The sequence below is a fragment of the Halorubrum sp. C191 genome (genome assembly GCF_002727095.1).
Taxonomy (GTDB): Archaea; Halobacteriota; Halobacteria; order Halobacteriales; family Haloferacaceae; genus Halorubrum; species Halorubrum ezzemoulense.
On the sequence record NZ_NHNZ01000204.1, the window covers coordinates 1 to 4,181 of the forward strand.

Genomic DNA, 4,181 nt, shown 5'->3' on the forward strand with positions numbered 1-4,181 from the left:
CCCAAGACAGCGTCCATATCGTTCCGTACATTGTGTCTCAGTACACGGTTCAACACCTGTACCCGCTCCTCGCGGTCGCGCCGTCCGGTGACATCCCGAGCGATAGTGACCACACGCTGCTCGCCGCCTATCTCTGTCAAGGTCGCATTGACTTCAAGCCATACAACATCGCCGCTGGCGGTCCGCAACGCCCACTCGATGTCTCTCGCCGGGTCACCGGATTTGGCCACGTCGCGGACAACCTCCCCGATTGTGTCCGCATCGAATCCGAGTGCCGTCGCCGTCACCTCTTCCGGGTCCATATCGATGATTGTGTCACGGTCATATCCGAGGAGCTCACACATGGTGTCGTTGACATCGAGTAGCTCCGCAGTCTGCGGGTCGTAGACTCCGATTACGTCCGTCACACCGTTGAAGATCTGTTCGAACTCTCGTTCGCGGCGCTTCCGCTCCGTGATATCACGCTGGATCGACAGAACTCGCTGTTCACCACCGATCTCGGCCGTCGCCAACGTGACCTCGATCCATGACTGCTCTTCGTCCGGCGGGGCGAGTTTCCACTCGATGGTCTTCGGTTCACCCGAACGGGCCACAGTCTGAATCAGTTCTTTACCGCGTTCCGCTGTGTACCCGTCCTCAGTTTCGCTGAGACCCTCGATACCGAGGTCGCGAATACGCTCAAGATCGTCGCACCCCACGAGCTCGTGATACGAGTCGTTCACACTGACGAAGGAGAGCGTCTCTGGGTCGAAGATGGCGATAGCGTCGTTGACTCCGTTGAATATCTGCTCGTACTCCCGCTCGCGGCGTTTCTGTTCTGTAATATCACGCATCAGCGAGAGGACACGTCGCTGACCACCTACGGTCGCGACTGTGAGGTTCGCTTCGACGAGACGGTTGTCGCCCTCAGCGGTCTCAATTCGCCACTCGACTGTTTCATCTTCCTCGGTTTCGCCGACGTCGGTGATAAGCCGTCTCGCGCGCTCATCGGTGTACCCCTCCTCGGGAACACTGAGGTCATTGATTCCTTGTTGAAGAATCGTGTCGTAGTCGTATCCGAACAGTTCGACGTAACTGTCGTTCACGTCGACCATTTCACCCGTGTCAGGGTCGTGAACTGCGATCGCAGTGGTCACGCCGTTAAATATCTGCTCATACTCGCGCTCGCGGCGTCGCGTATCGGTAACGTCCCGAATGACTCCGACGATCCGATCGACGGCACCGCCTGGACCGCGGCTCGGATAGCCGCGTACCTCAACCCAACGTGTCTCACCGCCAACGCGGAGTCTGTGACTGAATGTGTACGGACCCGACTCCTCCTCGCGGATGTGTTCGCTCATAGCGATAAGATCCGATCGGTACGCCTCGCGGTCCTCCGGATGAACGGCGTCGAGAACGGCCATCGGGTCGTCATACAGGCGTTCGACCGGTTGGTCGAACAAATCCGCGTAGGCCTCGTTGATAAAGAGAACCTCCGAGAGGTCCGCACGTGCCAGATAGACGACCTCATCGATATGAGTCGATATCTCGCGGAACTGACGACGCTGGCGTCGACGGTCGGTCACGTCCGTGGCGGTCGCCAACACCAGTTCCTGATCGTCTATCGTGACTGTCGTCAGCGTCGCTTCGACCCAGACGTGTTCGCCGTCAGCCGTCTCAAGCGGCCATTCGATTGGACCGACCGTTCCGCTCTCCGTCGCGGAGGTGATAACCTCCATGGCAGCGGCCTGATCGTACCCGTCGATACTCGCAGTGTAATCGCCGACCTGCATAGAAATGAGTTCCGCTCGATCATACTTCAGCAACTCACAGAGCCGCTGATTCGCATGAATCAACTCTCCCGTCTCGGGGTCATGAAGTGTGAGTGGCTCAGAGACGTTGTCGTAGATGGTCCGATAGTCGGGAGTCGGCTGTACCTCTGTCGCGGTAACCGCTCGCTTGAGCACGGTCGTCGGAGATTGTGCGAGCAGTTCCCACGGGAGATACTCCGTTACACCGGCCTCAAGCGCCTCAGCGATTGATGCCTCTGTAGGGGCGACGTACACCACCGGTGGGGCGGAGTCACGGGTGGCGTTCTGGACCACCCAGTTGCTGACCCCGGTCAGTGACGCGGCTGTGTCAGCGTCTGTCCGGTCGGCGCTGCCCGACTCAGGTGTTACCGCGGCAACCACACAATCGAACTCCTCAACTGAGCCGGGAGCGTCACGTCCGGCAGGCACTATTGAAACAGCCACGTCAAGCGAATCCTGCGCGTCTTGGAGGGTCGTTTCGACCGACGCTGGCCCCACCACGCCAATTGTCGGGTGTCGTTGCGTGAAGCCCTCGGCCATTTTCTCTGTGAGTTGAAGTTTATAGAACAATAACGCTATGGTCGTGCTACCGGTTGTTTGGGCCGGTAGACGGCTAATTTATTGAACCCCTTGGTCGCTGATAGTTTGTCGAGGCTGTGCTACATACAGAGCGCGTATCTACCCCGAGACGCCCTTTCGATAGCCTTTCCGAAGAAGTTGCCCCGTACCTACGACAGTAAGTACTACTGCGCCGGTTACAACCGCTGAGTGGACGATTTTATACGATGGAAACGGCGTGTATCGGCCGAGAATGAGCAGCGTTGTCGCTATTATCCACAGAATATACAATCCGATACTAGTTTGATGAAGCGTCTTGCGGATCATTGGTCTTTGGAAAGCAGTACACCTCTTTTTACAAGTGTCGTGGACAGTTGTCGCCAAGATAGAAGTAAGACAATCGCCCAGAACACGGTCCAGATGTTCACAAAGAGCGGTGAGCCGAGTAGCCCCTCACTAGCCAAGAACCCAGATGCGAGCAGTGGGTTTGCGATTCGCAGTACGACAATTAAGAATAGAACAAACGGAAGGAGAAGCATCCCGGTAAAAATGATCCACCGCCGTTGCTGTGAGAGCACACTAGCGGCTCGGTATAGTGGGGGACCGATAAGCAGCAGAACGATGCTGAGGCCGATAGCGAGGCGCACAGTTGGATCAACAGTCGGGAAGGCTCCACGCAGGATGACCATTTCGTCACCCCCGGACTGCGCCACAGTATACAGCCGACCGAAGGGCATTGTCGCGAAAACAAGGCAAAATCCTGCGGACCGTTTGGCCGGTGACTCTGCCGGATTCAGTAACCGATACCCGATCCACATCAACCCGTAGCTCCAGAGGAGTCCTGCGAGCGGTGCTAAAACAATCTCGGGCGTTTTCGAACAAGCGAGCTGCCAACTGTTGAAATTTCGTGGGCCCCACGCACCACAGATGAGACGACCGACCCCCGTGTGCGCGATCTCGTGGATCTCGTTGTGTACGAAGAGCAACGCCACGAACGCGACTGCCCAGCGGCTATCTCCGTTGAAAACTAGTGGTTGCTCAGAGTTCATCGACGGTAGCCGACCCACGGCACTGTTCCTCCGTTAGAAACGGTCTGTCCATACCGAGCTCATATGATCTTCGGGTGACAGCGGCACAGTAGTTAGCTCGATTGGAATCACAGCGACCCGCGTAACTTATCAAGTAAAATACTTTTTTGCGGAGAGGCGATCGCTGATGATGTTCCAGCGCCATGTGTTTCTATACGATGGTTGGGTTAATAATGGCTAATAAGGTGTTTCAGGAGCAGAAACGTACGATTCGGTAGGTGAATCTGACCTGATAAGAAGCGGGGTGAGCGAACTGTAAACCTGAAGTTCCTACCGGTCGGGGTTCCTCTGCGTTTACACGGAGAAGGATGTCAATCGGTAGTTCCACACCACTCCTAGTGAACTAGTCTTCGAAGCGGAACGGGTTTTCGCGGCCAGAAACTCGGCCTTTGCTATCATTAGCTAACATCGTTTGAGATCGTATATGGGAACTCGGAGCAACGTTGCTAGGCCAGATACAGGAGTGAAAGGGGTATTTCTGAGTGTGGGCAGTGCGGGGGTGCTTACAGCACTAGGAGTTATCGCCGCATTTGCGTCAGTTATTGTCGTTGATCCACTATTTGGCACCATCAGAACAGAATGGGAGCCATTCGGAGAGTTATTACAGAATTATATTGTCCAACCGGGATTTGGCCTCATCGCCGCTTGTTATATTTGGCGGCGTGACGACTACAACCCGCTGGACCGAATTCAGACGCCCTCAGTTGAAGGAATTGCGTGGATTGGACTCATACTCACGGACATA

General features: G+C 55.8%; 1 protein-coding gene and 1 pseudogene. One reads left to right on the forward strand and one right to left on the reverse strand.

The features are described 5' to 3' along the window. Positions 1-2,330: PAS domain S-box protein (locus tag Z052_RS18010; RefSeq protein ID WP_144050070.1), on the reverse strand; the 2,330-nt coding region annotated here is incomplete at its 3' end. Between the two features lie 1,530 nt (positions 2,331-3,860). Here Z052_RS18010 and Z052_RS20770 point away from each other — a divergent pair. Further along, positions 3,861-4,181, forward strand: a pseudogene (locus tag Z052_RS20770) (CPBP family intramembrane glutamate endopeptidase); the annotation flags it as partial.